The following is a 24,002-nucleotide window of genomic DNA, read 5'->3' on the forward strand; positions in this document are numbered from 1 at the left end:
CAAGAGCTTCTAATATAGGTCCAAATTGGCCGATTGCATGGTCAGAAAACGAAAACGCATCCTAAAATTTTTGTAATCCGGACAAAAGATTTGCGAAATCATCCGGGTAAGGGCTCTCAAAGCGCAAGGTTTTACCATTTTCCGGGTGTTCGAAAGCCAGCAGGCCGGCATGCAGGGCTTGCCTGTGAAAACCGTTCACGAGGCTTTTGAGCGGCTCATCGAGCCTGTTTGCCTTGGTCTTGAAACCCGACCCGTAATCATCGTCTCCGATCAGCGGATGGCCAATGTGGGCCATGTGCACGCGGATCTGGTGGGTGCGTCCGGTTTCAAGGCGGCATTCCAGCAGCGAGGCGAGCGCAGGCTGTTCGGCGTTGCCGAAGCGCTCCTTCACCTGCCAGTGTGTGATGGCGTGGCGGCCGGACGTCTTGACGACGGCAATCTTCTGACGGTTTGCCTGTGAACGGGCCAGATTGGCATTGATCGTGCCTTTCAGGCCGGAGGGTGCCCCCCAGACCAGAGCCGAATAGGCGCGTTCCAGCGGTCCGGTGCGGCCGTGGTCGGCAAACTGGGCTGCAAGGCCCTTGTGAGCCTGGTCGGTCTTGGCGACGACAAGCAGTCCGGAGGTGTCCTTGTCGATCCTGTGAACGATGCCGGGGCGCTTCACGCCGCCGATGCCGGAAAGGCTGTCACCGCAATGATGGATGAGTGCATTGACGAGGGTGCCGGTCCAGTTGCCGGCACCAGGATGGACGACAAGCCCCGCCGGTTTGTCTACCACGATAAGGTGTTCGTCCTCAAAGACGACCGAGACGGGGATGTCCTCGCCCTTGGGCTCCGGGTCTTCTGCCTGCGGCAAAGTGAGGGTCAGGGCATCGCCTTCATTGACCCGGTATTTCGGCTCCACTATTTTCGCGCCGCCGACGGTGACGTCCCCGGACTTGATCAGGGACTGGATCCTGTTGCGGCTAAGGGCTTCCAGATGAGCCGCCAGCACCGCATCCAGCCGTTTCCCGGCATCGGCTGCATCAACTGTTAAACTGAAATCCTGGTCCAGACCGGCCGGATACTCGAGGGAATTGTCTGTCATGTCACAACCTGATTATCGGGATGAGGGGCCGGGTGAAAAGCCGCTTGATCCTGCGGCCGAACGCATCCAGGCCAAGCTGAAGCGTCTGTTGCTCGGCTCGTCCCTCGTCATGATCGCCGGCTTTATCGCTGTCTTTGCAGCAATTCTCTACAAGATCAACTCCAATAAGTCCGATGTTTCAGCCGATCAATATGCTGCAACAGTGGCAGTTGGCGCTGACGCGGAAATTTTGCAGGCCGACCTTTCGAACGGTCTCTTGCTGGTTCTGGTGCGCGAAGGCAGCAAGACGGCGCTACTGCGCTTCGATCCTGTCACGGGCAAGCAACTGGGTCGCACGGATTTTGTCGCGCGCTGACGTAGCGTCGCGCATACGGCGCGCGGTTATGAACAGGCATGTGACAGAAAAATGAAAATTAGGGCTTGCGTCTTTTGTCATGCAGCCGTATACGCACGGTCCTCGGCTTGAGGCACTGAGCTTCTCAAGCCCCGCGCGCCCATCGTCTAGCGGTCTAGGACGCCGCCCTTTCACGGCGGAAACACGGGTTCGAGTCCCGTTGGGCGTGCCATTTTTCCCCAAGGCACAAACAGCATATCCACATCCTGCGCACAGGGTTCTCCACCCGTTTGTGCACCGGTTACACGGAGTGCTGTGTTCGATCAGCTGGCAGTGCTGTCTTCCTGCTGGCCGGTCTCGATCAGCTCGACTTCCGCGTCTTGCGCGATCTGCGCGAAGTCTGGCGAGGGGCAATAATCCGTCACGAAAGTAGTGACCTGTCGCAGGTGTCCGACACGGACCGGTGCAGTGCGCTCGAACTTGGTGCTGTCGGCGGCCAGAATGACGTGCCTGGCGTTGTCCATGATGGTCTTGGTGACTTTCACTTCCCGGTAGTCGTAATCGAGCAGGGAGCCGTCGGGATCGATCGCGGAAGCGCCGATGACGGCGAAATCGACCTTGAACTGGCGCATGAAGTCCACCGCGGCCTCGCCGACAATGCCGCCGTCGGAATGGCGCAACACGCCACCGGCAATCACCACCTCGATCTGGGAATAGCCGCGCATCAGGCTGGCGACGTTGATGTTGTTGGTGATCACCATCAGGCCGCGATGCTGGAGCAGCGCCTGTGCGACCGCTTCCGTGGTGGTGCCGATGTTGATGAAGATGGACGCGTTGTCGGGAATGAGCGAGGCAACCTTCTCGCCGATGTCTGCCTTTTCCCTGCTGGAAATGATCCTGCGGGCCTCGTAGCCGACATTTTCGATGCCGGACGACAGCAGGGCCCCGCCATGAGTGCGCGCCAGCAGGCGCCGGTCGCAAAGCTCGTTGAGGTCCTTGCGGATCGTCTGCGGGCTGACATCAAACCGCCGGGCGAGATCGTCGACGCTGACGCGGCCCATCTGCCGTGCGAGTTCGAGAATGGCGTTGTGGCGTTCGATCAACATGTACGGCAGACTCAACCTGTGCATGACGGGCTGGCTGCGTTCCTGCATCTGCAAACGGAAATGCGGGCGAGGAGCAACAGCGCGTCAGGTTCGTTCAATATTCGGACGAATGTCCATCGGACTAGATGACCGGAGCGACCTGCTCAGATCAAGCCACATCTTTCTTTTTTTGTTTCGTGGCTTTCGTTTTCCGGTCGCTGTCTTGCGCGGCGCCGGTGCTTGCCGGCGTTGTTTCCGCCTCCGACTTTGGCTTGTTCCGGCTGGAGGCAACGATCCTGCTCACCAGCGCTTCAGCCGCGTTGGCGATATCGCCGGATCTTGATTGAGCTTGTGTCGTGCCCTGGTCCGCGTCTGCCTGCAGATTTTCCTTGGAGGATGCCTCAGGCCGGTTGCGATCTTCCGGCGGGCTGTCCTTGGTCTGAAGAGAAACCGGGACGAAAGGCGGTGCCGGCTTTGCGGGAGCGCCTGCGGCAGAAGCATTGACGGCTGGAGACGCCTGACCGGTCAGCTTTTCGGCAAGGGCGCGGAAATCGCGGCGCAGATCCACGAGAGCAGGAACCGAGGATAGGTCCTTCTGCAGCTTTGCCATCTGGGCGGTGATCCGCTGAAGCGCACGGTCTTTTTCAGCAGCGTCGGCCTGGTAGCGGGCGGCTTCGCCGGAAAGCTTTTCCAGCTCGGCATCAAGATGTTTCTGGCGCTCGTTTTCAGGAAGCCTGGCTGCGTCCAGCATCAGCGACAGACGGGTGACTTCAGCCTGTGCGGACACATAGTTGGATTCCGTGTCGACCAATTGCGCTTCCAGTTCGGCGAGCCTTGTCTTGGCGGTTTCGCTGCGCGCAGCGTCCATCTGGCCTGCAACTGTCGGCTCATACCGGGCCAGCTTGGCCTTCAAAGTGGCAACTTCCGCTTCAAGTCCGGTGATTGTCGCAAGTGCCATGGTGCCGGACGCCGGCAGCCAGCCGCTGTCGTCTTCTGCGGGTTCTTCCGGCTTCGCCTCGGAAGGCGTGTCTTCGGGGGCCTTGGTCCAGCTTTCCGCAAGAGCCCGTTCGGCTTCCGACAGCTTCTTTTTCAGGGAGGTCACTTCGGACGACAGCATGTCGACAGCGTGCTGATCACTCGCCTGGGCGGCGACCTTGGCTTCCAGGTCGGAAATCGTTTCCTTGTGAGATTTCGTCAGCGCTTCAACTTCCGCCCGCATCCGCGTGGTTTCGAGCTGAAACTTCGCAGCCTTCTCACGCTCGTTGTCGAGACGCTTCTCGACACGGCGCAATTCTACCGCATGGCGCGCACGTTCCTGGTCCTGTGCAGCGCGGACCTCTGCGTAACTGGTCGGATTGACGGCGCGCAGGGCTTCTTCGGTCAGTCGGGCGGCCCGGCGATAAAATGCGGGCAGGATTGCCAGTCCGATCAGGCCGGCGGTGCAAAACCCCAGCGCCACATACATCGCTGCTTCAATCAAGTCCGGCTCCCGGTTACGCTCTAAAAAACGCCCACAACTCCATCATTAGACGACAGTAGGCCTGCCGCCAAGTGTCCTGCGTGGAACGAATGCAACCCGTCTTCGTCGCCAGGTTGCGACAGCCGCCTTCCTGGTCCGATCAGAACGGGTTCCATGTCGGCTTGTCGGTGAACTTCAGGTATCCCATGTTCAGCCCAAGACGGGCGCCGACACCGGCGCGCACAGGCACCAGCACGATTTCGTTGTTCAAGAGCACGGTCATGCCGACCCCGCCGACCAGGTAGGCCGATCCGTTGACACCGGCAAAGCGGGTGTAGAGGGAGTTCACGGTGGGCAGGTTATAGACCAGCATCATCACCCGGGCACCATCCGCGCCAAAGTCCCAGCCCACGGACGGGCCTTGCCAGAACAGCTTGTGAGTGCCGGCGTTGCGTGTGTAGAGGTTGCCTTCGCCATAGCGCGCGCCGGCGATAAGCGCTCCGGAGCCTTCTTCCCCGAGCACGTAACCGTTCGGTTCGCCGTAGCTGGAGAAGGCTTTCTCGACGACTGATGCAAGCCCACCCGAAACAGAGCCGAAGAACTGGTGGCCTGCCTGCAGGATTTCGTCCTGGTCGTAGGTTTGTCCAGACGGAATGGGCTCGTTGCCGGAATTCTGGGAGTACGCCGGGTTGGAAAACGCAAATGCACACAAGGCCAGGAACGCAGCCGATATCAGGGATACAACTCGCCGGGAACTTTGTGCCATTCGATATTCTCCCAAAATCTGTTGGCCGCGCCGATTGTTGCCGCTCGGTCAGACCGCAATGTTAAACTGATGCAATATCATGCTGATTCGCATGAGATGGTGCACCTTACATAAGCCGAATCAATGGAAAGCTGGCCTCAAAAAAAGACAAGGTTATGTCTTTGTGCTGTATTGATCCTGCTCTCCTGTCTTTTTGCGGGGAAAGTCTTCGCGCGTCCCCAGGTTTTCGTTCCCGATCCGATCACGGGATACGCGCTCGGCGGACATGACCCGGTGAGCTATTTCGTCGATGGTTACCCGCGCAAGGGAAAGCGGAACCATGTGCACAAATGGGGTGGTACGGAATGGATCTTCGTCAATGAAGGCAATCTTGCCGCCTTCAAGCGGGATCCTGAAGCCTATGCACCGCTTTTTGCCGCCTGCGGCGGGTATGCGCTGTCCGAGGGCTTTGGCACGGCTGGCAATCCGTTCATCTATGCCATTGTCGACGGACGACTGGTCTTTTTCCATTCGGTGGTCAACCGGTTCCTGTTCGTCGTCAACGGCAGCCAGCTGATGACGGCGGCCCAAGACAATGCCGAACGGGTCGGCTGCGTGCCGATGCGGTAGGTGGTTACCCGGTTAAACTGCTCCCGGACGCCGGAAAAGGCGGATTTCGGGGCAAACTTTCATCTGGATGACATGGTTTGCTGCCCGCCGCTGCCTTGGCAGCCGCTGTGCGGATGTGTAACTCTTGCAGCCACTATATCGAATCAGTTTCCGCCGCCTCCTCAAGAAGAGCCTCAAAACGCCATGTCTGCACTAAAAGAGCTTTCCTCTCTTGATCTTGCCGCCCTGGTGGCCAGCCGCGTCTGCCACGACATCATTTCTCCCGTCGGGGCGATAACCAACGGGTTGGAAGTGCTTGACGAGGAGGGGTCGGAGGACATGCGTGAATTCGCCATGGACCTCATCCGCAAGAGCGCGCGCCAGGCATCTGCAAAACTGCAGTTCGCCCGTCTTGCCTTCGGTGCTGCAGGCTCGGCAGGCGCGGAGATCGACCTGGGGGACGCTCAGGTCGTTGCCACCGGGTTCATGGAAAACGAAAAATCCGATCTAAATTGGCAATTGACCCGGCACCTGATGCCGAAGAACTACGTAAAACTACTTCTCAACTTGATCCTCATCGCGAACCAGTGCGTTCCGCGCGGTGGAGAAATCAAGGTTGAAATGGAAGGCGACCCACAATCTCCGTCCTTCACGCTTCAGGCCAGCGGTCTCAATCCGCGCATTCCGCTCGGAATGAAGGAAACTCTGAGCGGAGAAGAGCCTGAACGGGTCGATGCGCACTCGGTTCAGCCGATCTACACGTTGCTGCTCGCCCGTGAATGCGGCATGGTATTAACGATAGATAAACAAGAAGAGTTGGTAAAAATAACGGCCCTCTTGGCAGAATAAACAAGGCCTTCAAAAGTCTCCATCCGCTTCAGCGTATCTTAACTGTTTGCCGTCAACCTAGCTCTCATGGACTTCTCGGTCCAGACGTCCCTTTTGGGATGCGGAACCAGTAACAAGTCGGGTGAGAGCAGGCCATGGACGACCTCCTCAGGGAATTCATTACCGAGACAAACGAAAGTCTCGATGTTGTTGACGTTGAGCTCGTAAAATTCGAGCAGGAACCGAACAACGCGACTATCCTAGATAATATTTTCCGCCTGGTGCACACGATCAAGGGCACCTGTGGCTTCCTGGGTCTTCCCCGTCTTGAAGGTATCGCGCATGCGGCTGAAACCCTCATGGGCAAGTTCCGCGATGGCGCTCCTGTCACGCAAGAGGCCGTTTCCCTCATTCTGACCTCGATCGACCAGATCAAGGACATTCTGGGTGAACTGGAAGCTGCCGAAGGCGAAGAGCCGCAAGGCGACGACAGTGAGCTGATCGGCCAGCTGGAAGAGATGTCCGCGAAAGCTGATGCTGCCATGAAGGGTGGCGCAGCCGTCACGGAAGCGCCTGTGGCTGAAGCCGTTGCGGCAGAGCCTGAAGCGCCTGCCGAAGAAGCTGCCGCCGAGCAAGCTCTTGAACGTCCGCTCCGTCCTGGCGAAGTGTCGCTGGACGAACTGGAGCGCGCGTTCCGCGAAACCGAAGTTGAAGTCGAAGTCGCCGAGCCGGAAGTTCCGGAACTCGAAGAGATCGTCGACGAAGCCGATGAGCCAGAGCCTGCTCCCGTTGCGGTCAAGGCAGAAGCCAAGGCGGCTGCGAAAGCCCCGGCGAAAAAGGCTGGCGGCGAAGGCGGCGAGAAGAAATCCTCCGGTGGCGGTGTTTCCAACCAGAGCATTCGAGTTGCGGTCGACACGCTCGAGCACCTGATGACCATGGTGTCCGAACTGGTGCTGACCCGGAACCAGCTTCTGGAAATCGTACGCCGCCATGAAGACAGCGAATTCAAGGTGCCGCTGCAGCGTCTGTCGAATGTAACTGCCGAACTGCAGGAAGGCGTCATGGCGACGCGCATGCAGCCGATCGGCAATGCCTGGCAGAAACTGCCGCGCATCGTTCGCGATCTCAGCCAGGAACTTGAAAAGCCGATCGAACTGGAAATGATCGGTGCGGATACCGAACTGGACCGCCAGGTTCTCGAGATGATCAAGGACCCGCTCACGCACATGGTCCGCAACTCGGCCGACCATGGTCTTGAGCGTCCGGATGAGCGCCGCTCCGCAGGCAAGCCTGAAAAGGGTACCATTACCCTGGCGGCCTATCATGAAGGCGGCCACATCATCATCGAAGTTCGCGATGACGGTAAGGGCATCGACGTCGACAAGGTGAAGGCGAAGGTCGTGGAACGCGGCCTGGCGTCGGAAGCCGAAGTCGACAAGATGACGGACGCCCAGATCCACAAGTTCATCTTCGCAGCCGGGTTCTCCACGGCCGCAAAGGTTACGAGCGTGTCCGGCCGCGGCGTCGGCATGGATGTCGTCCGCAACAACATCGAACTGATCGGCGGTACTGTCGACCTGCGCTCTACCCAGGGCAAGGGCTCGAGCTTCATCATCAAGATCCCGCTGACGCTTGCCATTGTTTCGACGCTGATCGTCGAAGCCGGCGGCGACCGGTTCGCCATCCCGCAGCTTTCCGTTGTCGAACTGGTCCGCGTACAGACCAATTCGGAACACCGTATAGAGCGGATCAAGGACACCCCGGTCCTGCGCTTGCGCAACAAGCTGCTGCCGCTGGTGCACCTGTCCCAGCTCCTCGGTATCTATGAGGGCGAAAACGCGGACGAGGCGATTGATGCGGACAACGGCTTCATCGTTGTCATGCAGGTCGGTAGCCAGACATTCGGCGTGGTTGTCGACGGTGTCTTCCATACGGAGGAAATCGTGGTCAAGCCGATGTCGACGATGCTGCGCAACCTCGGCATGTTCTCCGGCAACACCATCCTGGGCGACGGTTCCGTGATCATGATCATCGATCCGAACGGCATCGCCGGTGCCATGGCAAGCCATGCATCCAGCGCGGTCACAGAGAACCAGGAAGACGAACGGGAAGACCTGCAGAGCCGCGCGATTTCCGGCCAGAGCTCGATCTCGCTTCTGCTGTTCCGTGCCGGTGCGCCGGAACCCAAGGCCGTGCCGCTGTCGCTGGTCACGCGCCTGGAGGAGTTCGAGGTCTCCAAGATCGAACGGTCGAACGGCCGCGATCTGGTCCAGTACCGCGGTGCGCTCATGCCGCTCGTCTATCTGAACGAAGGCGACAGCCACAAGTCGGAAGGCACGCAGCCGATGCTGGTGTTCTCCGATGCGGGACGCTCCATGGGCCTCGTGGTCGACGAGATCGTCGACATCGTCGAGGACCGCATGAACATCGAAGTCGGTTCGGAACGTCCGGGCATCCTCGGCTCTGCCGTGGTGAAGGAACGTGCGACCGAGATCATTGACCTCGGCTACTATCTGCCGCAGGCCTTTGAAGACTGGTTCATGCGCAAGGAAATGGACATCGAGGCGCTGACGAAGAAGGTTCTCTTCGTGGATGACTCGTCCTTCTTCCGCAACATGCTGACACCGGTTCTGAAGGCTGCCGGCTACGATGTGACCACCTGTACCGGTCCGCATCAGGCGTTCGAACTTCTGGAAAACGGCGACAAGTTCCATGCGATCGTCAGTGACATCGAAATGCCGGAAATCAACGGCTTCGAGTTCTGTGAATCGCTGCGCCGCGATCCCCGGTTCCGCAACATTCCGATCCTGGCCCTGTCGTCCATGGTGACGCCGGCCTCGATCGAACGCGGCCGCCAGGCGGGCTTTGACGACTATGTCGCCAAATTCGACCGTCCGGGCCTGATCGCCGCCCTGAAAGACGTCTTCTCCGGTGAAATGGGAGCTGCAGCATGAGTGTGCTGGAACACAAACTGACCGCGGAGCAAAAAGCCGCAAGTGACATGATCCAGTATGTGACCGTGGTCATCGGCGGCCAGCTGTTCGGCCTGCCCATTTCCCAGGTTCACGACGTGTTCGTGCCGGAAAGCGTAACTCGCGTGCCGATGTCCGCACCCGAGGTTCAGGGTGTCCTGAACCTGCGTGGACGCATCGTTACTGCAATCAACATGCGCCGCCGCCTTCACTTGCCTCCGCTGAAGGAAGGACAGATGATGGCCGTGGGTATCGAGTACAAGCAGGAAAGCTACGGCCTTGTCATCGACACGGTTGGTGAGGTGCTGACGCTGCCGTCCGCATCTGCAGAGCCCAACCCGTCGAACCTGGATCGCCGTTGGGCCGAGATCTCCGGAGGCGTCCATCGTCTGGACGGCCGCCTGATGGTCATTCTGGATGTCGACCGTCTGCTTGGTGCGATGTTCACCGAACCCATGGCTGCAGCATAACTGGGCCGCAATGGCCATTGAGTGGAGTTACGCCTGATGAAACAGTGCCTCGTAGTAGATGACTCAAGCGTCATCCGGAAGGTGGCTCGCCGCATTCTCGAGGATATGAATTTCGAGATTACGGAAGCGGAAGACGGCCAGAAGGCGCTTGACGAATGCCGCAAGACCATGCCGGACGCGATCCTGCTGGACTGGAACATGCCCGTCATGGACGGACTTGAGTTCCTGACCAGCCTGCGTGCGGAAGAAGGCGGAGAAAACCCGATCGTCGTATTCTGCACGACCGAAAACGATGTTGCTCACATCGCCCGCGCCATCCGCGCCGGTGCAAACGAGTACATCATGAAACCGTTTGACCGCGAAATCGTGGAAGCCAAGTTTCAGGAAGTCGGTCTTATCTAGTTTCGAGTTGGGCAGTCTAAATGGCGTTTGCGCAAAGAAGCATAACTGCGGGCACGAGTCCGGGCAGCGACCCCATCAAAGTCATGGTCGTAGATGACGCTGTCGTCATCCGCGGACTCCTGACACGCTGGCTCGGTGAAGACAAAAGTCTGAAAGTCGTCAGCTCGCATCGCAACGGCAAGCTTGCTGTAGAAGATATCGAAAAAAGCAATCCCGACGTCGTCGTTCTCGACATCGAGATGCCGGAAATGGACGGCATGACGGCCTTGCCGCTCATGCTGGCGAAGAAGCGCGATCTCGTCGTGATCATGGCTTCGACGCTGACCCGCCGCAACGCGGAAATCAGCTTGAAGGCCCTGTCTCTGGGCGCGGCCGACTATGTGCCGAAGCCGGAATCGACTTCCGAGGTCACGACGTCCATCGATTTTCGCCGTGAGCTGATCGAGAAGGTCAAGGCTCTTGGGGCACGTGCATTGCGCATGCGCGGTCCTGCGCGCACCATGCGTGCAGAAACCAGCGCAGGCCGCACCGCGCAGCCGGTCAGACCGATTTCTGCGCGTCCGGCAACGGATACACGGGCGACCTTTCGCGGAGCTGCTCAACCGGCGGGAGCTGCTGCCGGTGCAGTGAAGTACCAGACACGTCCGTACTCTTCCGCGCGTCCGCGCATCCTTGCGATCGGTTCCTCTACGGGCGGTCCGCAGGCACTGCAGGAAGTCATGCGCGAAGTCGGTACGGCCATGAACGATGTGCCGGTGGTCATCACCCAGCATATGCCGCCAACCTTCACTGCCATTCTGGCCGAGCACATGGGCAAGGCTGCCCTGCGTCCGTCCAAGGAAGGTGAAGATGGCGAAGTGCTGAAGCCCGGCAATATCTATGTCGCGCCTGGCGGCAAGCACATGATCGTGGAAAAGGACGGCGGTGTCGCCAAGATCCGGCTGACCGACGGTCCTCCCGTGAATTTCTGCAAGCCTGCCGTCGATCCCCTGTTCGACAGCGTTGCGAAGGTATTCGGTTCGGCAAGCCTGGGTGTCATCCTGACCGGTATGGGTCATGACGGCGCTGAAGGCGTCAAGACGATTGCAGCAGGCGGCGGCAGCGTGATCACGCAGGACGAAGCCACAAGCGTGGTCTGGGGCATGCCGGGCGCAGCTGCACAAACGGGCGTCTGCAGCGAAATTCTACCCTTGAAGGAGATCGGCCCGAAGATCTCGCGCGTTCTGAAGGGGAACACGAGATGACCCCGAGCGAGTTCGAGTTTCTGAAAAACTTCCTGAAGACCCGCTCCGGCCTGGTTCTGTCCAACGACAAGCAATACCTGGTCGAAAGCCGTCTTCTGCCGATTGCACGCAGCTCCAAGCTGGAAACGCTCAGTGCGGTGATCCAGCAGCTTCAGCGCGGCACCAACAGAGCTCTGGAAACGGACGTCGTCGAGGCGATGACGACCAACGAGTCGTTCTTCTTCCGCGACAAGACACCGTTCGAGCACTTCAAGGACACGATGCTGCCGGCGCTGCTGGAAAGCCGCGCGACACGCAAGCAGATCAAGATCTGGTGTGCGGCTGCCTCGACCGGGCAGGAGCCTTATTCCCTGGGCATCTGCCTGAAGGAAGATGCGGCCAAGATGGCTGGCTGGCGAACCCGGATCCTGGGTACGGACCTCTCCAATGAAGTGCTGGAAAAGGCCAAGACCGGCCTCTACAGCCAGTTTGAGGTTCAGCGCGGTCTGCCGATCCAGATGCTGCTGAAATACTTCGAGCAGAAGGGTGACATGTGGCAGATCAATGCCGGCATGCGCGCCATGATCGAATGGAAGAAGCTGAACCTGCTGGAAAGCTTCACCCATCTGGGCGAGTTCGACATCATTTTCTGCCGCAACGTGCTGATCTACTTCGATCAGGCAACCAAGACGGAAATCCTCGGCCGGTTGGCGAAATCCCTGCCGGATGACGGGTATCTCGTTCTCGGTGCCGCAGAAACCGTGGTCGGTCTGACGGATGCCTTCAAGCCGGTGCCCGGTAAGCGAGGCCTCTTCCAGAAGAAACAGGCTGCACAGGCCGCGACCGGCACGGCAGCAACGCCGCGCCTGGCCGTGGGAGCTGGAGCAGGCTTGGGTCTGCAGCGTTAGACCTGCGTCCCTCCTTCAGCACGGTTTGGATATTTCTGATCAAGTTCAAAGGCGGCCTCTGGCCGCCTTTTTCATTCGCTGCACCGTGAAGGAATCCCGTCAAAAAAGCGGTCTGTTGCGCGTGAGCAAGGTTTTGAAATTCATTTTGTTCGTTCGCTCTCGTGAAGTTTATCCGGCTGGCGGCGAACAGCACTTGTCTGCATCTGCATCCATTCCATTTTCACGAACGTAAGCTTTGCGTCCTGCCGGGCACTCGGGGTGTTCGACTGCGGGACTGTTTTAATGAATCGGAATTGCAGGGAGTGGGAATATGACCGAGATAAAAGTTGAACTCACACGTCGCGCGGCGCTTCTGGGAGCAGGTGGTGCGCTTGCCGGGGCAAGTCTTGCCGGAACCACCGTTGTCCACGCGGCTGCAGAAAAGCAGGCCTCTGTGCCGGCACCCGTTGCCCGCTATTCCGTAGGCGGGTTCGAGGTGACAACCCTGCACGACGGAGCAGTCTCGCTGACCGAGCCGCAGAAGACCTTCGCCATGAATGTGGACGCGGATACATTTTCTGCGACCAATGCCGATAACTTCCTGCCCAAGGACAGTTTCCAGATCAGTTTCACGCCAACGCTGGTGAACACGGGCAGCGAATTGATCCTGTTCGACACCGGCAATGGCGAAGGTGCCCGGCCAGGCCGCGGCAAGATGCGTGCTGCGCTGGAAAATGCGGGATACACGCCGGAGCAGGTTGACGTGGTGGTGCTGACGCACATGCATCCCGATCACGTCAGCGGTCTGATGGAAGGCGGCGCGCCGACCTTTGCCAATGCCCGCTATGTGACCGGGCAGAAGGAATATGACTTCTGGGCGGCAATGGATGCCGAAGCCAATGGGGTGACCAAGCTGATGGCGAGCCACGTCAAACCGTTGGCGGAGAAAATGACTTTCCTCGATGACGGCGGCAGCGTGACGACGGGTGTCACCGCGATGGCTGCTGCAGGTCATACCCCCGGTCACATGATCTACATGCTTGAAAGCGACGGCAAGCAGCTTGCCATAACGGCGGATACCGCCAATCACTACGTCTGGTCGCTGGCGCATCCCGAATGGGAAGTGCGTTTCGACATGGACAAGGAAGGCGCCGCGGCCACCCGCAAGACGGTGTTCGGCATGCTGGCCGCCGACAAGATCCCGTTCGTGGGCTATCACATGCCGTTCCCGGCGGTCGGCTACGTGGAGACCAACGACAGCGGTTTCCGCTATGTCCCAGCGTCATACCAGTTGCAGCTCTGATCCTGCCATCGCAAGTGCGGAAAGGCCGGCGGCAACGCCGGCTTTTTTGTTTTCGTCGGACAGTTACGAGTTTTCGTCTGGTAGTGAAAATGTCATAAACGTGTGAAAGCCTTCTTCTCGTTACTTCAGGTTGAGGTGCGCATGTCAGACCATATCTATCAGGCCATTTGGAACGAAGATGCCGACCGGTTCAGCGTCAGCACACGCAACGTGGATGGCGACTGGACGGACATGACAGCTGACATTCTGCTGGACGAGCAGGTGAAGGCCAAAGGGTCCCGCCAGATCGACCTGGCCGCGAACCCGCTCTTTGCCCGGGTCGATTTCGACAAGATGGCGGCGAGCGATCTGTACCAGTCCTTCATCCGGCTTCTGGACAACTATGCGGTCCACTTTCGCGACCCGGAAACCATTTCGCCTGCCGAGCGAGACGAGATCGAAGGGTTTCTCGATCTGGTGATTGCAAGCCGGCCGATGCAGATCGCTTTCGAGCATATTTCTGCCGAGCTCGTCAGGGACATGACCGCTGAAACCTTCCGGCAGGATCTGTTCCGGATGTGGTTCGAGGTCTACACTAACTTCTTCCGGGGCAAGTCGACCCACTTCTGCACCGGCTTCGAGCATGTTTTTGTCGGCGAGGGCAAATACAAGAAAGGGGCGAATTCCGCCTCGGAGAAGGGTGAAATCTCCGGTTATCACTCCTGGGTGAAATTCGCGCTCGATGAACTCAACAACCGGGTCGACTACCTTGGTTACAAATACGATCTCGGAGGTCCGGGACCGGAGAACCCCCATGTCGTGACGCTGCAGATGGTCTGGAACCACCAGGACATGACCGGCAATCTTGTCGCTGAGCTCTTCAAGAGCAAGGGTGGATTTTTTGTCGGCAGCAGTCCTGCGTGCGAATTCGCGCTCGGCACGCTTGCCTATTACGAAGGCCTGCACGGCTTGCTCACCAACCAGAAGAAGCGTGTTCAGCTCGGTGAGGGCAAGTTCGATCTGGTGATGTATCACGAGACCACGGCTGATGGCTCGCTGGGACAGCACATCCGCTCATTCTACCCTGTGTTCCTTGGTGACGGCAGCACCCGCACGGACGATTCCGGCAATGTGGTCGTGCGTCCAAGGACCGTTGAAATGCAGAATGACGGTCCGCTTCGCATTCTTTCGGCTTTGCCGAACCCGCCGGGGGATGACCAGGGCACGGAATGGGTGGAGATCTGGAATGCCGGTGCAGCGGACATCGACCTTACGGGCTACGAACTGCGGGACAAGATGGGCCGGCCGCAGCCGGTAGAGGCGGTCGTTCTAATTGCAGGTGCCGTTTTGAAGGTGTCGGTGACGCGGGCAACGGTCCATCACATGCAGATGTCGAACCGGAAGGGGTTGATTACCCTGCATGACAGTTCCGGCGAGATGCTGGCGTCAGTCAATTACGGGCAGGCGGCAGAGGGGGCTGTGCTGACCTTTGCCGAGCGTGCAGTTGGCTAGATCAGCTTTGGCACATCCAACCATCAACAACAAAAAGCCCCGGCAGTGCCGGGGCTTTTAAAACGTCAACGTCTGATGCTGGATCAGGCGGCTGCTTCGACGTCCGGCTCGCGCAGAACGTAACCTCGGCCCCACACCGTTTCGATGTAGTTCTTGCCGGAGGTTGCAGCTGCCAGCTTCTTGCGAAGCTTACAGATAAACACGTCGATGATCTTCAGTTCCGGCTCGTCCATGCCGCCATAGAGATGGTTCAGGAACATCTCCTTGGTGAGCGTCGTTCCCTTGCGCAGGGAGAGAAGCTCCAGCATCTGGTATTCCTTGCCGGTCAGATGGACGCGCTGGCCGCCGACTTCGACGGTTTTGGTGTCCAGGTTGACCTTCAGGTCGCCAGTGACGATGACCGACTGTGCGTGCCCCTTCGAGCGGCGGACGATTGCGTGGATACGCGCAACCAGCTCGTCCTTGTGGAACGGCTTGGTCATGTAATCGTCGGCGCCGAAGCCGAGACCGCGAACCTTGTCTTCGATACCCGCGTTACCGGAAAGGATCAGGATCGGTGTCTTGACCTTGGAAACGCGTAGTGTCCGGAGAACCTCGTAACCGGACATGTCCGGCAGGTTCAAATCCAACATAATGATGTCGTAATCGTACAGTTTGCCGAGGTCGATACCTTCCTCGCCAAGATCTGTCGTGTAGACGTTGAAGTTCTCGGACTTCAGCATCAGCTCGATGCTCTGCGCCGTGGCGCTGTCATCCTCAATCAACAATACACGCATGCCAATCCCCTTGTTCTGCCTTTCCTGGGCAAGTCGCAACGGCTCTGTCGGTGCCTGCTACGAAGGACTGATGTTAACCCCGACTCAAAGCTATCGGTTAATGGTTAACAAAATATGATTCGCAACGGCAAGCTCTGGAGAGAGGAAACTGTGAACAACACTCAACTTATTGAATCCCCAGAAAAAATTCGGATTCACAAATCTTAATGTTGAACTTTAAGAACCGGCGCTAACCGATTCCGTTCAGATTCCTTTCAACAAAGCCGTTTTGACTTCGAAATGGCTCTCGCTTGTCAGCCTTCCAAAGGTTAAGATTAACCAGAGTCGTAAACGATCGGTTACCAAAACCGTTAACGAGGGAAGGAATCTTACGTGAAGGCGCTTTTCGCCGAGATTGATTCGCTCATGCCGACCGAAATTTATGGCCGGGTGACTGCGGTTCAGGGACTTCTCGTCGAGATTGCGGGCCCTATTCACGAAATGAGTGTCGGCTCGAGATTGTTGATCGACAACGGTGAGGATAACCCGAAAGTGCCCGCAGAGGTTGTGGGTTTTCGTGAAGGACACGCACTTTGCATGCCTTTTTCCGGGCTCGAAGGCGTGCGAATGGGTTGCAAAGCCGTGATTCAATCGCGTGACAGCGTGGTTCATCCGGCAAATGCCTGGCTTGGCCGAGTGATTAACGCACTTGGTGAACCGATTGATGGTAAAGGAAGTCTTGTTCATGGCGGAGTGCCTCGCAAATTGCGAAGTTCGCCTCCGCCGGCCTCCGAACGTAAACGAGTTGGACCGCCCCTGGATCTCGGCGTTCGGGCACTTAATACATTCGTAACCTGTTGCGAGGGGCAGCGAATGGGCATTTTTGCCGGCTCCGGCGTCGGCAAGTCCGTGCTGATGTCCATGCTGGCGCGCAATACAAAGTGTGATGTCGCGGTCATCGGCCTAATCGGCGAACGCGGTCGAGAGGTTCAGGAGTTCATCGAGGACGATCTGGGCGATTCGGGACTGGAGCGCTCCGTGGTCGTGGTCGCGACCTCAGATGAAAGCGTTCTGATGCGGCGGCAGGCCGCCTATCTGACCATGACTGTTGCCGAACATTTCCGCGATGAAGGCAAGAACGTGCTGTGCATGATGGACTCGGTAACGCGATTCGCCATGGCACAGCGTGAAATCGGCTTGTCGATCGGTGAGCCGCCGACCTCAAAGGGCTATACGCCGACGGTCTTTACCGAATTGCCGCGACTTCTGGAGCGGGCCGGTCCCGGCAAGGAGAACAGCGGATCGATCACCGGCCTTTTCACTGTTCTTGTGGAAGGTGACAATCACAACGAGCCTGTGGCCGACGCGGTGCGCGGTATTCTCGATGGCCACGTGGTGATGGAACGCGGCATTGCCGAGCGTGGCCGTTATCCGGCAATCAATGTGCTGAAATCCGTGTCGCGTACCATGCCGCGCTGCGTGCCGCCGGAGCAACTCCCGGTTCTGCGCAGGGCCCGACAGCTTCTGTCGACCTATACGGACATGGAAGAATTGATCCGGCTGGGCGCATACCGGAAGGGGTCCGACCCGACCGTGGACGAAGCCATCTACAGGTTCGACATGATCGACGAATTCCTGAATCAGGGAAAAGACGAAGCGACATCACTTTCTGACGGGTATGAGCAACTTGCCAACCTTTTGGAAATGACTCAGGGGTAGACTGCCCGTGTTAGGGGAGTATTGAGTAATGAAAACCCGAGACAGTTTGATCCGTTTGAAGCGGTTTCAGGTTGACGAGAAACGACGACAGCTTGCTCAGATCGAGAGCATGATCGCCGAGTTCAACCGTATGGCCGATGAACTTGATGACCAGATCCGGTCGGAGCAGGAGCGGGTCGGTATTACGGATGTCACGCATTTTGCCTATCCGACGTTTGCCAAGGCCGCAGCGGACCGTCGCGACAACCTGCGCAATTCCGCGCACGAACTGGACGACCAGCTGCAACGTGCCCAGGACGAGCTCAGCGAGGCGATCGAGGAGCTGAAGAAGTTCGAGCAGCTGGAAGAACGCGACCAGCAGCGCGAGCGCACGGCCCAGGAACTGGCGGAGCAGGATCAGCTCGACGAAGTTGCTGCGCGGGCTCGAGGCCGATAACGGCTTACTGAACTTCCCTAGAAACAGCCGGTCTCCGAATGGGGGCTGGCAGGGCTTGATATACGTTCTTATATTCCTGATCGTTGCTCGCGGCGGTCAGGTTTTGTGCTTTTCGATCCGGGTGATATAGGAATTGGTGCTCCTCCCGGTGTTGTCGGGCGCAGGTGCTGCTACAAGTTTACGCGATAGCCAGGGTACGGCAGTTTCAATGCGATTTTTTCTGGCTTTGCTGCTTCCCGTTTCCACTTTCTCTTTTGCCCTCGGACTGACGCAGCCGCTCATGCGGTTCGAGCGCCTCTATTTTCTGGAAGACCGACCGACGCTGATCGAAATGGTGACCAGCCTCTATCACGAGGGTGATGCGGTTCTTGCCGCGATCGTGGCGCTGTTTTCGATCGGGTTTCCCGCGCTGAAGATCCTTCTGATCCATGTGGCCGTGCTTAGTGGTGCCAAGACGCGTTCGCTTGCGCTCCTGTCGATGGTCAGCAAGTGGTCGATGCTGGATGTCATGCTGGTGGCGCTGGTGCTTTTTGCCGCCAAGACAAGTGGACTGGCGGCAGCCGCCATTTTGCCGGGCCTCTGGTTCTACGCGGCCGCGACCCTGTCGACGGCAATCGCCGCGACGCTTTGTTCCAAAAGCTGAACTCTCGAAAAACACGGGCTAGAAAAAGCGCTGACAAGGTTGCTCTTCGATGAGTCGGTTGGCGCGAAGCAACGCTGGCGTTGTCGCTACATTGCCGCGACACGTCCGGGACGATCACCCGTGGGTCTTGGTTTCTTTTCCCGCCGGTTCGCCTGGAAATCACCGCATCGGGATTGTTTGGTCTGTGCCGTGCTGTCGAGAAACTTCTTGTAGGTGGCCGTCCATTCGGAGCCCTGCGTTGCCGGGATCTTCAAATGGTCGCAGCGAACCTTGGCGAAAAGGGCGAAGGTCGGCGTGTCGAGGCCGGCTTTCTCCGCGGTTCTGAGAACCAGATCCTTCTTGCCGTTGAAGACCGCATCCTTGAGTGCCTTCTGGGCCGTTCGTCCGCGCGCGCTGAGCAGTTCGATCGCGTGATTGAAGCGGCCATCCTGCAGCAACAGAATCATAAGCTCGTTGACGGTGATTTCCGCACGCTCCGCTTCCCGCCACAGGAGGGTCATGTCCGGATTGTTGAGGGCATCGCCGAACTCCCGGCGCAGCACCTTCAGTCTTGCGATCTGGTCCAGTTGATCCTGCGACAGGGAGCCTTCGATGATACTGCGCAGGCGCTTCTTGGTTTCATCGTCCACAAGCGGCAGCAAGGCTCGGCACACTGCCGGGGAAAGATCGGAGCGCAGGCACAGGTCCTCGCGCAGGACCACGTCTTCCGTGGCGTATTTGACGAAACTCAGCATGGTTTCGCGGGACAGTTTGATCTCACGGTTGCCGGCCAGAATGCGGTGCACCGGGCGGTCGCCTTTTTCGGCAATGGCATCTGAGACCTCAGGCGAGAGGTCGGTGCGGCGGGCAATCACCTGCAGGTGGCTGTTGCTCAGCCGTTCGACAAAGTCGATCAGGTCTTCCTGGGTCAGCGCGGGGCTTTGTGCAAGCAGGGGCATGGCCACGTTGACGTCGTCTTCGGCGATCTTGCGGGCAAGCTCCGGCGGCGTGTTGACTTGCGAAGCGAGCTTGTGCGCCAGCCTGGCGCGGTCCCTGGGCGAGCCGACACTGTACAGTTTTATGATTACTTCGGAGAAGATTGCCAGTTCCCGGTCGGTCCGCTCATCGAGGTTCGCAATCACAAGTTCGCTCACCTGCGCGAACAGCCGTCGTCGCGCCTCGTCTGTGCCTTCCTGTGCAAGCTTGATCAAGGACCTGGGCATCCTTCCTCCTCGTCGGGCCAGATTGGCGCCCATATTGTTATTATTACGTTACCCGATAAATGGAGGCTGGCATATTACCTTGCGTAAAGGTGAAATCTTTTTGCGATTTCCAGTGAATCCTTGTTTCTGCTGGTTTTGATGCGGTCGTTACTGCACGGGGAACTTGCGTTTTATAATAGTACCTAAAAAATGTCCGAAGACAGCAGTCTGAACCCTTTTCATCCGCGAGCGTTCCTCCATATTGTCCCTGCCATGGCCGGACCCCCGCCGGTCTTCCTGGAATTGACAAGAGTTTGAAATGAAGATTTTGCGCTGCTGCCTCTTTGCCCTGATGACAATGATGCTTGCCGGGTTGGCTCCGGTTCTGGCTCAGGAAAGCGGGGGGCAGGCCCCGGCGCAAGAGCAGGCGCCACCGGCCGATGTCGAACAGGCGAGCCAGGCCCTGATAAAGGTTCTGAATGACCCTGAAAGCCGAGCGGCGTTGATCGATCTCTTGCAGAAAAGCACAGGGGACAGCCAGCCTGCTGAAGGTGACAGGCAGGTTCCCGGGAATGAAGCTGCAATTCCGGTTCAGGGTATCTCCCAACCCCTGCAACAGGAAAACTTCGCCCTGCGGATCGGTGAATACACACGGGTTCTGGTGGATGACGCGGGGTATCTGCTGGAGCAGGCAATGCGCTCGTTGAACGGCCTGGTTCTGGTCGCGCGCGGCGATATCCCGGTGAAATGGGACAGGGTCGAGGATATCGCGATCCAGGTTGGCATCGTGCTTCTTGCGGCTTATCTCGGCTTTTTTGCCAGCCAGCTGATCGCGAAGGCACTCTATCCGCGCATGTCGCTTTATGCGCGTTACGGCGGTGGGCTGACGCGCAGCTTCATCCTTGTGCTGACATCGGTCGTCGATGCAGTGACGGTAGGCGTCGGTTGGGCCGTCGGCAACGCGGCGGCCCTGGCAAGCTTCGGTGGAATAAATGCAGGCGTAACGCTTCAGGAAAGTCTCGCGCTGAACGCGTTTTTCATCCTTGGCATGGCCAACGTCTCGCTGCGCTTCATATTCGCGCCGGGGCGGCCGGAACTGCGGTTGCTGCCGTTCACCGATGAAAGTTCGCTGTACTGGTACGGCCGTTTGCGGTTGTTCATGTACTGGATGGTCTTTGGCCTGTTCCTGGCCGTGCCGATCGCCAATGTTGCGGTATCCTTCGTGCTCGGCAACGCCTTGCGGTTCCTCGTCGTGCTTCTCGGGATGATCTATCTTCTGGTTCTGGTGCACCAGAACAGACACCGGGTAAACGAGGGGGCGCGGGATTACGCCGAGCATCTGCAGAGCGCTCTTGCCAAGCGGGCGCTCGTGCTCGTCGGTCAGCTCTGGCACCTGGCTGCCTACGGCTATATCGCGGCGGTTTTCATCATCTGGGTGACCCGGCCGTTTGACGCGACGACCATTATTCTGCGGGCAACGGGACTGTCGATCCTCACCATCATGGCGGGCATGGCCATTTCGCTGGTCGTGACCAAGGCCATCAAGGGCGGGATACGCCTGCCGGACGACCTGAACCGGACCCTTCCGGCGCTTCAAAGCCGGCTGAACGCCTTTGTGCCGCGCCTTCTGAAGTTCATCCGGTTCGCCGTCTTCCTGGTAACGGTGTTGCTGCTTCTGGAGATCTGGGGTCTGTTGACGGTTGCCGAATGGCTGGTCAGCGAAGCCGGGGTGCAACTTCTGAGCAGCTACGGTTCTGCCTTCCTGGTCCTGCTCGTGGCTTTCATGATCTGGCTTGCCGTCATGTCGTGGGTGGACCTCAGGCTGCAGTCACGTTCCGGATACATCGTAACAGCGCGCGAACGCACGCTGTTCCAGTTGTTCCGCAATGCATCGACGGTCGTCATCGTGGTGATGGCACTGCTCTTGTCGCTGTCGGAAGTCGGCGTCGATATCGGTCCGCTGATCGCCGGTGCCGGTGTCGTCGGTCTGGCGATTTCCTTCGGTGCACAGACCTTGGTCAAGGACATCATCACCGGAGCCTTCATCCAGGTCGAGAATGCCATCAACGAGGGCGACGTCGTCACTGTTGCCGGTATAACGGGAACGGTCGAGGGGATCACCGTCCGGTCGGTGCGCATGCGCGACATCGACGGAACAACCCACATCATTCCGTTCTCGTCGGTCGACATGGTGTCCAACTTCATGCGCGGCTTCTCCTATCATGTCGCGCTGATCGGTGTTGCCTACGACACGAATATCACCCACGCCAAGGACGCCATGCTGGAAGCCTTCCGCAGACTGAAGGAAACGGATTTCGGACCCAAGATCATCGGTGATTTCGAAATGCACGGCGTTACCAACTTCGGTGCCAGCTCCATTGATATCCGCGGCCGCATCAAGACCGTCCCGGGGGATCAGTGGGGCGTCGGGCGTGCGTATAACGAATTCGTCAAACAGGTCTTTGACGAACGGAATATCGAAATCCCGTTCCCGCAAGTGACCTATCACGCCGCTACGCCTCCCTTCGTGGAAGACGGGAACAAACCGAAACAGCGCAAGAAGGTTGACGTTTCTTCGACCCAGTTGGAGGACGATGCTCCGGCAGAGGACGGAGAAAGCTAGACAGATCAATACCTTGTAGTTTCTGAGTGGTCTATTTAACCCCGGCGGAGGCGCGAGCTTCTTGCCGGGGTGTTTCGTCTTGGTGTGCGAAATTGTTGATTGAATTTCGAGAAGTTTCGTTTTATTTTCATTTTCAATCCTGAGACGCAAAAACACAGGCCGGGGACAGTTATGGCTGCGGATTACGATCTTTTGATCATTGGTGGGGGCATCAACGGAACGGGCATCGCTCGCGACGCGGTCGGCCGGGGGGCTTCGGTTCTTCTTGTCGAAATGGGTGACCTTGCCGGCGCCACATCGTCGGCCTCGACCAAGCTCATCCACGGCGGGCTGCGCTATCTGGAATATTACGAGTTCGGTCTGGTGCGCAAAGCGCTGAAAGAGCGTGAAGTGTTGTGGCGCGCAGCGCCGCATATTGCCTGGCCACTGCGGTTCATTCTGCCGCATCACAAGGACCTGCGTCCGGCATGGCTCCTGCGGCTCGGCCTCTTCATGTATGACCATCTCGGCGGGCGGGAACTGCTGCCTGCCACCAAGACCGTGCGTCTGGATCAGGCTCCGTTCTCGCAAGGGCTCAAGAAGCTCTTCAAGAAGGGGTTCGAATATTCGGACTGCTGGGTGGACGATGCCCGACTGGTGGTTTTGAATGCGCGCGATGCAGCTGATCGCGGTGCCGAAATCCAGACGCGTACCAAATGCATCAGTGCGCGGCGGGACGGCGACGTCTGGCAGGTCGTTCTGAAAGACCTTGCAAGCGGCGAGGAAAAGACCGTCACTGCCAATGTGCTGGTCAATGCCGCCGGGCCCTGGGTTGCGGACATGCTGAGCGGCGTTACCGGGGCGAACAACAGTTCCAGCGTCCGGTTGGTCAAGGGCAGCCACATCATCGTCAAGCGCCAGTTCGAACACGACCGTTGCTTCATCTTCCAGAACGGCGATGGCCGGATCGTGTTCGCCATTCCTTATGAAAACGACTTCACGCTGATTGGTACGACCGACGTCGATTTCCAGGATGACCTGAGCAAGGTCGAGATCTCGAAGGACGAGATCGCGTATCTGTGCAAGGCGGCGAGCGAGTATCTGGAAAATGCGATCACGCCTGAAGATGTGGTCCATACCTATTCCGGCGTCCGCCCGCTCTACGATGACGGCGCAAAGGATGCCAAGGCGGCGACGCGCGACTATGTGCTTGAGCTGGATGCGGGCGATACAAAGCCGGCGATCCTGTCCGTCTTCGGTGGCAAAATCACGACCTATCGCAAGCTTGCCGAGCATGTCCTGGAAAAGCTTGAGCCGTATCTGCCTTTCAAGCGCGGGGTATGGACGGCCTATGCGCCGCTGCCGGGCGGTGATTTCAAGGTGAGCGAGTTCGATGCGGAAGTATCACGCCTCGAGGCCGATTATCCGTTCCTCGACAAGGTCTTCGCAACTCGTCTGACCCGTCTTTACGGCACGGATGCGCGCTTCATACTCGGGGAAGCGAAGATGCTCGAAGATCTCGGCCGCTGCTTTGGCTACAATCTTCATGAAGCGGAAGTGAAATGGCTGGTCCGCCGCGAATGGGCCCGCAGCGCGCAGGACATCCTGTGGCGGCGGACGAAACTGGGTTTGCGGCTCAGCGGGGAGGAAGCTGCCGAGCTGGATACCTATCTGTCGGCTTATCTTGCGGAGCAGGCCGGCGCTGCGGCATAGTTTTATCAAACGGAACCAGATGACCTGCCGGCCTTGCCGGCAGTTTTCATGACAAGAA

Annotated in this window: 21 protein-coding genes and 1 tRNA gene; 16 read left to right on the forward strand and 6 right to left on the reverse strand. The window is 58.5% G+C overall.

Going from position 1 to position 24,002, the window contains the following annotated elements; translation table 11 throughout:
• Positions 1-61: 61 nt before the first annotated feature.
• Complete coding sequence (locus tag ACP90_RS04950; protein ID WP_062487084.1) at positions 62-1,087, reverse strand: RluA family pseudouridine synthase; 1,026 nt, start codon at positions 1,085-1,087, stop codon at positions 62-64.
• Between ACP90_RS04950 and ACP90_RS04955 the strand changes: the two genes are divergently transcribed.
• Both ACP90_RS04955 and ACP90_RS04960 read left to right on the forward strand, forming a co-directional pair.
• Positions 1,086-1,442 (forward strand): hypothetical protein, encoded by a 357-nt coding sequence (locus tag ACP90_RS04955; protein WP_023003421.1) that lies wholly within the window; start codon positions 1,086-1,088, stop codon positions 1,440-1,442. The genes ACP90_RS04950 and ACP90_RS04955 overlap by 2 nt on opposite strands.
• Positions 1,443-1,577: 135 nt before the next feature.
• A tRNA-Glu gene (locus ACP90_RS04960) sits at positions 1,578-1,653 on the forward strand.
• Positions 1,654-1,744: 91 nt separating this feature from the next.
• Here the strand turns inward: ACP90_RS04960 and ACP90_RS04965 are convergent.
• The 3 genes from ACP90_RS04965 to ACP90_RS04975 form a co-directional block, all read right to left on the reverse strand.
• Positions 1,745-2,527: a DeoR/GlpR family DNA-binding transcription regulator gene (locus ACP90_RS04965; RefSeq protein ID WP_031270508.1), complete on the reverse strand. Its 783-nt coding sequence runs from the start codon at positions 2,525-2,527 to the stop codon at positions 1,745-1,747.
• Between the two features lie 148 nt (positions 2,528-2,675).
• Positions 2,676-3,986, reverse strand: a complete 1,311-nt coding sequence (locus ACP90_RS04970; protein ID WP_208993456.1) for a hypothetical protein — start codon at positions 3,984-3,986, stop codon at positions 2,676-2,678.
• 139 nt (positions 3,987-4,125) lie between these two features.
• Positions 4,126-4,731, reverse strand: a complete 606-nt coding sequence (locus ACP90_RS04975) for a DUF1134 domain-containing protein (RefSeq protein ID WP_023003415.1) — start codon at positions 4,729-4,731, stop codon at positions 4,126-4,128.
• A 171-nt stretch (positions 4,732-4,902) separates the two neighbouring features.
• Here ACP90_RS04975 and ACP90_RS04980 point away from each other — a divergent pair, with 171 nt between their 5' ends.
• The 9 genes from ACP90_RS04980 (at position 4,903) to ACP90_RS05020 (ending at position 14,895) form a co-directional block, all read left to right on the forward strand.
• On the forward strand, positions 4,903-5,340 hold the full coding sequence (locus ACP90_RS04980; protein ID WP_023003414.1) for a YHS domain-containing (seleno)protein: 438 nt from the start codon (positions 4,903-4,905) through the stop codon (positions 5,338-5,340).
• 183 nt (positions 5,341-5,523) lie between these two features.
• Positions 5,524-6,168: a histidine phosphotransferase ChpT gene (gene chpT, locus ACP90_RS04985; protein WP_023003413.1), complete on the forward strand. Its 645-nt coding sequence runs from the start codon at positions 5,524-5,526 to the stop codon at positions 6,166-6,168.
• 134 nt (positions 6,169-6,302) lie between these two features.
• Positions 6,303-9,101, forward strand: coding sequence for a chemotaxis protein CheW (locus ACP90_RS04990; RefSeq protein ID WP_055661212.1), 2,799 nt, complete (start codon positions 6,303-6,305; stop codon positions 9,099-9,101).
• On the forward strand, positions 9,098-9,589 hold the full coding sequence (locus ACP90_RS04995; RefSeq protein ID WP_023003411.1) for a chemotaxis protein CheW: 492 nt from the start codon (positions 9,098-9,100) through the stop codon (positions 9,587-9,589). Before ACP90_RS04990 ends, ACP90_RS04995 begins: the two co-directional genes overlap by 4 nt.
• A 36-nt stretch (positions 9,590-9,625) precedes the next feature.
• Complete coding sequence (locus tag ACP90_RS05000) at positions 9,626-9,991, forward strand: response regulator (RefSeq protein ID WP_031270504.1); 366 nt, start codon at positions 9,626-9,628, stop codon at positions 9,989-9,991.
• A 20-nt stretch (positions 9,992-10,011) separates the two neighbouring features.
• Positions 10,012-11,235 carry a chemotaxis response regulator protein-glutamate methylesterase gene (locus ACP90_RS05005; RefSeq protein ID WP_023003409.1) on the forward strand — a complete coding sequence of 408 codons (1,224 nt, stop codon included), beginning with the start codon at positions 10,012-10,014 and terminating at the stop codon, positions 11,233-11,235.
• Positions 11,232-12,122, forward strand: coding sequence for a protein-glutamate O-methyltransferase CheR (locus ACP90_RS05010; protein ID WP_023003408.1), 891 nt, complete (start codon positions 11,232-11,234; stop codon positions 12,120-12,122). Before ACP90_RS05005 ends, ACP90_RS05010 begins: the two co-directional genes overlap by 4 nt.
• A 310-nt stretch (positions 12,123-12,432) precedes the next feature.
• Entirely contained in the window at positions 12,433-13,404 is a 972-nt protein-coding gene (locus ACP90_RS05015; protein ID WP_062487088.1) for an MBL fold metallo-hydrolase, read from the forward strand.
• Between the two features lie 141 nt (positions 13,405-13,545).
• The gene (locus ACP90_RS05020) at positions 13,546-14,895 is read left to right on the forward strand and encodes a lamin tail domain-containing protein (protein ID WP_062491368.1); all 1,350 of its coding nucleotides are present in this window, start codon (positions 13,546-13,548) and stop codon (positions 14,893-14,895) included.
• Between the two features lie 83 nt (positions 14,896-14,978).
• Here the strand turns inward: ACP90_RS05020 and ctrA are convergent, their stop codons facing one another.
• Positions 14,979-15,671 carry a response regulator transcription factor CtrA gene (gene ctrA, locus ACP90_RS05025; RefSeq protein WP_031270498.1) on the reverse strand — a complete coding sequence of 231 codons (693 nt, stop codon included), beginning with the start codon at positions 15,669-15,671 and terminating at the stop codon, positions 14,979-14,981.
• A gap of 372 nt (positions 15,672-16,043) precedes the next feature.
• On the opposite strand from ctrA, the gene fliI reads away from it, so the two are divergent.
• The 3 genes from fliI to ACP90_RS05040 all read left to right on the forward strand — a co-directional run bounded on the left by fliI (position 16,044) and on the right by ACP90_RS05040 (position 18,448).
• On the forward strand, positions 16,044-17,369 hold the full coding sequence (fliI, locus tag ACP90_RS05030; protein WP_031270495.1) for a flagellar protein export ATPase FliI: 1,326 nt from the start codon (positions 16,044-16,046) through the stop codon (positions 17,367-17,369).
• Positions 17,370-17,397: 28 nt separating this feature from the next.
• Complete coding sequence (gene fliJ / locus ACP90_RS05035; protein ID WP_023003403.1) at positions 17,398-17,805, forward strand: flagellar export protein FliJ; 408 nt, start codon at positions 17,398-17,400, stop codon at positions 17,803-17,805.
• 208 nt (positions 17,806-18,013) lie between these two features.
• Positions 18,014-18,448, forward strand: coding sequence for a paraquat-inducible protein A (locus ACP90_RS05040; protein WP_055661214.1), 435 nt, complete (start codon positions 18,014-18,016; stop codon positions 18,446-18,448).
• A gap of 86 nt (positions 18,449-18,534) precedes the next feature.
• Here ACP90_RS05040 and ACP90_RS05045 read toward each other — a convergent pair whose 3' ends face one another.
• Entirely contained in the window at positions 18,535-19,650 is a 1,116-nt protein-coding gene (locus ACP90_RS05045) for a DUF2336 domain-containing protein (RefSeq protein WP_023003401.1), read from the reverse strand.
• Between the two features lie 298 nt (positions 19,651-19,948).
• On the opposite strand from ACP90_RS05045, the gene ACP90_RS05050 reads away from it, so the two are divergent.
• Both ACP90_RS05050 and glpD read left to right on the forward strand, forming a co-directional pair.
• Positions 19,949-22,252, forward strand: coding sequence for a mechanosensitive ion channel domain-containing protein (locus ACP90_RS05050; protein WP_062487090.1), 2,304 nt, complete (start codon positions 19,949-19,951; stop codon positions 22,250-22,252).
• Between the two features lie 171 nt (positions 22,253-22,423).
• Entirely contained in the window at positions 22,424-23,944 is a 1,521-nt protein-coding gene (gene glpD, locus ACP90_RS05055; RefSeq protein ID WP_062491371.1) for a glycerol-3-phosphate dehydrogenase, read from the forward strand.
• The last annotated feature ends 58 nt before the right edge of the window (positions 23,945-24,002 follow it).

The sequence above is a fragment of the Labrenzia sp. CP4 genome (assembly GCF_001579905.1).
Classification (GTDB): domain Bacteria; phylum Pseudomonadota; class Alphaproteobacteria; order Rhizobiales; family Stappiaceae; genus Roseibium; species Roseibium algicola.